The organism is Streptomyces sp. NPDC038213 (assembly GCF_055600495.1).
In genome coordinates, this window is the sequence record NZ_JBVJYM010000005.1 from 453,179 (window position 1) to 459,937 (window position 6,759).

Genomic DNA, 6,759 nt, shown 5'->3' on the forward strand with positions numbered 1-6,759 from the left:
GCACGTCCTGCCGAAGGAGCCCGCCCGTGTCCGCCGTGTCCGCCGCCTCGATGTTCAGCCAGCTGCGCCGCGTGGTCCGCCGGAGCTACCGCAGGGCGGTGGACCTCAGCCACCCCGCCCGCTCCCCGCTCGGCTCCGCCGTCGTCAACTGCGTCGTCTACCTGGACGGCGTACGGCAGGACGGCTGCCGGGACGCGGAGGAGGCCCTGCGCCGGGTCCGCCGCGCGGGCAGCGGCTTCGTCTGGATCGGGCTCCACGAGCCGGCCCAGGAGGAGTTCACCGGTCTTGCCAAACTCTTCGACCTGCACCCGCTGGCCGTAGAGGACGCCGTCCACGCCCACCAGCGCCCCAAGGTCGAGCGGTACGGCGACACGCTCTTCTCCGTCTTCAAGACCGTCCGGTACGTGGAGCACGAGGAGCTGACCGCCACCAGCGAGGTGGTCGACACCGGCGAGCTGATGGTCTTCACGGGCGCCGACTTCGTGATCACCATCCGGCACGGGGGCCACGGCTCCCTGGGCCCGCTGCGCGAGGCCCTGGAGACCGTGCCCGAGCAGCTGGCCGCGGGCCCGGCCGTGGTCCTGCACGCCATAGCGGACCACGTGGTCGACGAGTACCTCGCGGTGACCGACGCCGTGCAGAACGACCTGGAGGCCGTGGAGACGGCCGTCTTCAGCGAGCAGGGCAGCCGCGGCGACGCCGGGCGGATCTACCAGCTCAAGCGCGAGGTGCTGGAGCTGCGCCGGGCCGTGGCCCCGCTGGACCGGCCCCTCCAGCTGCTGGCCACCCAGCCCGTGCCGGCGATCGGCCCGGACATCCGGGCGTACTTCCGCGACGTGGCCGACCACCTGACCCGGGTCACCGAGCAGATCGCCTCGTACGACGCCCTCCTCGACTCGATCCTCCAGGCGCACCTGGCGCAGGTGACCGTCGCGCAGAACGAGGACATGCGCAAGATCACGGCCTGGGCGGCCATCGTGGCCGTGCCCACCATGGTCTGCGGGGTGTACGGCATGAACTTCGAGCACATGCCGGAACTGCGCTGGACCTACGGCTACCCGACCGTCCTCGGGGTCATCGCGGTGTCCTGCTTCCTCATCCACCGGGGCTTCCGGCGCAACGGCTGGCTGTGACCCCCGTCACGGGTCCGGCCGCGCCGCGTTAGGGCTGCGTCAAAGACGGGCCCGCGCCCGTATGGGCCCCGTCAAAGCCGTATGCCACGCCTCTGAACAGGCTGTTCTCTCTAAGAGTCCGAAAATCCTCTGATCCTGTTCAGGAGCTCGCGATGGCCGATCTGGCCTTCGTCGCCACCACGATCGCCGTGTTCGCGCTGGTGGCACTCGTCGCCAAGGGGGTGGCGAAGCTGTGACCGCCGAGAACCTCGTCGGCCTCGTCGTGGCCGCCGCCCTGCTGGGCTACCTCGTCCTCGCCCTCGTGTACCCGGAGAGGTTCTGAGCCCCGATGAGTCCCGTACTTGCCGGTGTGCTCCAGCTCCTCGCGCTCGTCGCGGCGCTGGCGCTCGCCTACCGGCCCCTGGGCGACCACATGGCCCGGGTCTACTCCTCCGAGAAGCACTACCGCCCGGAGCGCTGGGTCTACCGGGTCATCGGCGCCGATCCCGACGCCGAGATGCGCTGGCCCGCGTACCTGCGGGCGGTGCTCGCCTTCTCCGCCGCCGGCGTGCTCCTCCTGTACGCCATGATGCGGCTCCAGGGGGTGCTGCCGGGCTCGCTCGGCTTCGCCTCGATCGACCCGGACCAGGCCTTCAACACCGCCGCCTCCTTCGTGGCCAACACCAACTGGCAGTCGTACGCCGGTGAGCAGGCCATGGGGCACGTGGTGCAGACCGGCGGGCTCGCCGTGCAGAACTTCGTGTCGGCGGCCGTGGGCATGGCCGTGGCCGTGGCGCTCGTCCGCGGCTTCACCCGCTCGCGGACCGGCGGGCTCGGCAACTTCTGGGCGGACCTGGTGCGCGGCACCTTCCGCATCCTGCTGCCGCTGGCCGTGGTCGGCGCGCTCGTGCTCGTGGCCTGCGGAGTGGTCCAGAACTTCGCGGGGATCCACGGGGTCGGGCAGTTCGCGGGCGGCACGCAGCAGTGGAACGGCGGGGCGGTGGCCTCGCAGGAGGTCATCAAGGAGCTGGGCACCAACGGCGGCGGCTACTTCAACGCCAACTCCGCCCACCCCTTCGAGAACCCCACCCCCCTCTCCAACCTCTTCCAGATCTTCCTGATCCTCGTCATCCCCTTCTCCCTGACCCGCACCTTCGGCCGCATGGTCGGCAGCGTGAAGCAGGGGTACGCGGTCCTGGCGACGATGGCGGCGATCTGGCTCGGCTTCACCGCCCTGATGATGTGGACGGAGTTCGCGGGCCACGGCCCGGCCTTCCAGGCCGCGGGCGGGGCGATGGAGGGCAAGGAGGCCCGGTTCGGGATCGCGGGTTCCGCGCTCTTCTCCGTGGCCACCACGCTGACGTCCACGGGCGCGGTCAACTCCTTCCACTCCTCGTACACCGGGCTCGGCGGCGGCATCCAGCTGCTGGGGATGCAGCTGGGCGAGATCGCGCCCGGCGGTGTGGGCTCCGGGCTCTACGGGATGCTGGTCATGGCGGTCATCGCGGTGTTCATCGCGGGCCTGATGGTCGGCCGGACCCCCGAGTACCTGGGCAAGAAGATCGGCACCCGCGAGATCAAGTTCGCGGCCCTGTACATCCTCGTCACCCCCGCCCTCGTCCTCGGCTTCACCGCCGCCGCGATGGCCCTGCCCACCCCGCCGCACTCGATGCTCAACTCCGGTGCGCACGGCTTCTCCGAGGTCCTGTACGCCTACACCTCCGGAGCCAACAACAACGGCTCGGCCTTCGGCGGCCTCAACGCCGACACCCAGTGGTACAACTCCACGATCGGCCTGGCCATGCTCCTCGGCCGCTTCCTGCCGATGGTGTTCGTCCTGGCCCTCGCCGGATCGCTGGCCGGCCAGCAGCCCGTACCCGAGACCGCGGGCACCCTGCGGACCGAGAAGCCGCTGTTCAGCGGCCTGCTCCTCGGCACCATCCTGATCGTCGCCGGACTCACCTACTTCCCGGCCCTCGCGCTGGGCCCGCTTGCCGAAGGGCTCGCATCATGAGCACCACCACCCCCGCAGCCCGGGGCCTCTTCGACCCGGAGCTGCTGCTCCGGTCCCTCCCCGACGCGCTGCGCAAGCTCGACCCCCGGGTGATGGTGAAGTCCCCGGTCATGTTCGTGGTCCTGGTCGGCTCGGTGGTCACCACCGTCCTCGCGGCCCTGGACCCGGCGAACCTGTTCGGCTGGGCCATCGCCCTGTGGCTGTGGCTGACCACGGTCTTCGCCAACCTCGCCGAGGCCGTGGCCGAGGGCCGCGGCAAGGCCCAGGCCGACACCCTGCGCAAGGCGAAGACCGACTCGGTGGCCCGCCGGCTGACCGGGGACGGCGGCGAGGAGTCCGTACCCGGTACGGAACTGCGCGTCGGCGACCTGGTGGTCTGCGAGGCGGGCGACACCATCCCCGGCGACGGGGACGTGGTCGAGGGCGTCGCCTCCGTGGACGAGTCCGCGATCACCGGCGAGTCCGCCCCCGTCATCCGCGAGTCCGGCGGCGACCGCTCGGCCGTCACCGGCGGTACGAAGGTCCTCTCCGACCGGATCACCATCAAGATCACGACGAAGCCGGGCGAGACCTTCATCGACCGCATGATCGCCCTGGTCGAGGGCGCGGCCCGGCAGAAGACCCCCAACGAGATCGCCCTCAACATCCTGCTGGCGTCGCTCACGGTCGTCTTCCTGCTGGCCGTGGTCACCCTCCAGCCCTTCGCCGTCTACGCCGGCGCCGAACAGTCCATGATCGTGCTGACCGCCCTGCTGGTCTGCCTCATCCCCACCACCATCGGCGCCCTCCTGTCCGCCATCGGCATCGCGGGCATGGACCGCCTCGTCCAGCGCAACGTGCTCGCCATGTCCGGCCGGGCCGTCGAGGCCGCGGGGGACGTCTCCACGCTGCTGCTCGACAAGACCGGCACCATCACCCTGGGCAACCGCCAGGCCGCCGAGTTCGTCCCCGTCAGGGGCACCACCGCCGCCGAACTCGCCGATGCCGCCCAGCTGTCCTCCCTCGCCGACGAGACCCCCGAGGGCCGCTCCATCGTCGTCCTGGCGAAGGAGAAGTACGGGCTGCGCGAACGCCACCAGGGCGAGCTCGCGCACGCCCACTGGATCGCCTTCACCGCCCAGACCCGCATGTCCGGCGTGGACGTCGACGGACGCAAGGTCCGCAAGGGCGCGGCCGGTTCGGTCCTGGCCTGGGTGGAGGAGCGCGGCGGCACGGCCGCGGCCGACGCCCGGACCCTCACCGACTCCATCGCCCAGGCCGGCGGCACCCCCCTGCTGGTCGCCGCGGACGACGCGGACGGCCCCCGGGTCCTCGGCGTGATCCACCTCAAGGACGTGGTCAAGGAGGGGATGCGCGAGCGCTTCGACGAACTGCGCCGCATGGGCATCAGGACCGTCATGATCACCGGCGACAACCCGCTGACCGCGAAGGCCATCGCGGAGGAGGCCGGCGTGGACGACTTCCTCGCCGAGGCCACCCCCGAGGACAAGATGGCCCTCATCAAGCGCGAGCAGGCCGGCGGCAAGCTCGTCGCCATGACCGGCGACGGCACGAACGACGCCCCGGCCCTCGCCCAGGCCGACGTCGGCGTCGCCATGAACACCGGCACCTCCGCCGCCAAGGAGGCCGGGAACATGGTCGACCTGGACTCCGACCCCACCAAGCTCATCGAGATCGTGGAGATCGGCAAGCAGCTCCTGATCACCCGCGGCGCCCTGACCACCTTCTCCATCGCCAACGACGTCGCCAAGTACTTCGCGATCATCCCGGCCATGTTCGCCGTGGCCTACCCGGGCCTCGACACGCTCAACATCATGCGCCTGCACTCGCCCGAGTCCGCGATCCTCTCCGCCGTCGTCTTCAACGCGCTGGTCATCGTCGCCCTCGTCCCGCTGGCCCTCAGGGGGGTCCGCTACCGGCCCGCCGGCGCCGACGCCATGCTCCGCCGCAACCTCGGCCTGTACGGACTCGGCGGCCTGATCGCCCCCTTCATCGGCATCAAGCTCATCGACCTGCTCATCTCCCTCATCCCCGGAATCGGCTGAGACGACCATGAACACCTCCGTCGCCACCACCGCACGGCTCCTCGGGGCCGGCCTGCGCGCCCTGCTCGCCCTCACCGCGGTCTGCGGGGTCCTCTACCCGCTGGCCGTCACCGGCCTCGCCCAGGGCCTGTTCCACGACCGGGCCAACGGCTCCGAGGTCCGGGACGCGGGCGGCCGCACCGTCGGCTCCTCCCTCATAGGCCAGTCGTACGACCTCCCGAAGCGCGACCCGGCCGCCGCCGACGAGCCCGCCCGCCCCGACCTGCGCTGGTTCCAGCCCCGCCCCTCCGCGGGCCTCGGCACCAACAGCATCAACACGCAGTACTCGCTGCTGCTCTCCGGCGCCACCAACAAGGCGGGGGACAACCCCGATCTCGTCAAGGCCGTCGAGCAGGCGAAGGCCGCCGTCGTCGCCGACAACACCACGGCCTCGTACCGCGTGAAGCCCTCCGACGTGCCCGCCGACGCCGTCACCTCCTCCGGCTCCGGCCTCGACCCGCACATCTCCCCGGCCTACGCCGCCCTCCAGGTCCACCGCGTCGCCGAGCGCAACGGCCTGCCCGCCGCCCGGGTCGAGCGGCTCGTCGCCGAGCACACCGAGGGCCGCACCCTCGGCTTCGTCGGCGAACCCCGCGTCAACGTCCTCGGACTCAACACCGCCCTGCGGGACCTGACCGCGGAAGGGGCGCGGGCCCGGTGACCCGCGTACTGGTGGTCGACGACGAACCGCAGCTCGCCCGCGCCCTCGTGATCAACCTGCGGGCCCGCAACTACGAGGTGGAATCAGCACCTGACGGGGCCTCGGCCCTCGCGGCCGCGGCCGCCCGCCGCCCCGACGTGGTCCTGCTCGACCTCGGCCTGCCCGACATGGACGGGCTGGAGGTCCTCGCCCGGCTGCGCGCCTGGTCCCGGATCCCGGTCCTCGTGGTCTCCGCCCGGCACGACAGCGAGGAGAAGGTCCGCGCCCTCGACGCCGGCGCCGACGACTACGTCACCAAGCCGTTCAGCATGGACGAACTGCTCGCCCGGCTGCGCGCCTGCTCCCGCCGCACCGCCCCGGCCCGGTCCCTCCCCCGGGAGGAGGCGCTCCTGGAGACCGAGGAGTTCACCATCGACCTCCTCGCCAAGAAGGCCAGCCGCCGCGGCCGCGACATCCGCCTCACCCCCACCGAATGGCACCTGCTGGAGGTCCTGATCCGCCACCGCGGCACGCTCGTCGGCCAGCGCCGGCTGCTCCAGGAGGTCTGGGGCGCCTCGTACGGCACCCAGACCAATTACCTGCGCGTCTACATGGCCCAGCTCCGGCGCAAGCTGGAGGCGGACCCCGCCCACCCCCGGTACCTGATCACCGCGCCGGGCATGGGCTACCGGCTGGAGGTGTAGGCGTGCCGTACGGACCGGGCGGCCCCCGCAGCGGCCGCGGCAGGCTGCGGATCTTCCTGGGTGCGGCGCCGGGTGTGGGGAAGACGTACGCGATGCTGTCGGAGGCGCGTCGGCGGGTGGAGCGGGGTACGGACTGTGTGGTGGGGTTCGTGGAGCACCACGGGCGGGCGCGTACGGAGGTGCTGCTGAGCGGGTTGGAGTGTGT

Annotated in this window: 6 protein-coding genes and 1 pseudogene; all 7 read left to right on the forward strand. The window is 71.6% G+C overall.

Features of this window, described 5'->3' with window-relative positions; all coding sequences use genetic code 11:
* Window positions 1-50: 50 nt before the first annotated feature.
* On the forward strand, window positions 51-1,133 hold the full coding sequence (locus ACZ7JZ_RS11500; protein WP_470936421.1) for a magnesium and cobalt transport protein CorA: 1,083 nt from the start codon (window positions 51-53) through the stop codon (window positions 1,131-1,133).
* A gap of 232 nt (window positions 1,134-1,365) precedes the next feature.
* Window positions 1,366-1,455: a K(+)-transporting ATPase subunit F gene (gene kdpF, locus ACZ7JZ_RS11505; RefSeq protein WP_470936347.1), complete on the forward strand. Its 90-nt coding sequence runs from the start codon at window positions 1,366-1,368 to the stop codon at window positions 1,453-1,455.
* Window positions 1,456-1,461: 6 nt separating this feature from the next.
* Window positions 1,462-3,126: a potassium-transporting ATPase subunit KdpA gene (kdpA, locus tag ACZ7JZ_RS11510; RefSeq protein ID WP_470936350.1), complete on the forward strand. Its 1,665-nt coding sequence runs from the start codon at window positions 1,462-1,464 to the stop codon at window positions 3,124-3,126.
* Window positions 3,123-5,171, forward strand: a complete 2,049-nt coding sequence (gene kdpB / locus ACZ7JZ_RS11515) for a potassium-transporting ATPase subunit KdpB (RefSeq protein ID WP_470936353.1) — start codon at window positions 3,123-3,125, stop codon at window positions 5,169-5,171. Before kdpA ends, kdpB begins: the two co-directional genes overlap by 4 nt.
* 7 nt (window positions 5,172-5,178) lie before the next feature.
* Window positions 5,179-5,871, forward strand: a complete 693-nt coding sequence (locus ACZ7JZ_RS11520) for a potassium-transporting ATPase subunit C (RefSeq protein WP_470936356.1) — start codon at window positions 5,179-5,181, stop codon at window positions 5,869-5,871.
* Entirely contained in the window at window positions 5,868-6,554 is a 687-nt protein-coding gene (locus tag ACZ7JZ_RS11525) for a response regulator (protein WP_470936359.1), read from the forward strand. Before ACZ7JZ_RS11520 ends, ACZ7JZ_RS11525 begins: the two co-directional genes overlap by 4 nt.
* A 2-nt stretch (window positions 6,555-6,556) precedes the next feature.
* Window positions 6,557-6,759 (forward strand): annotated as a pseudogene (locus ACZ7JZ_RS11530) (hypothetical protein); the annotation flags it as partial.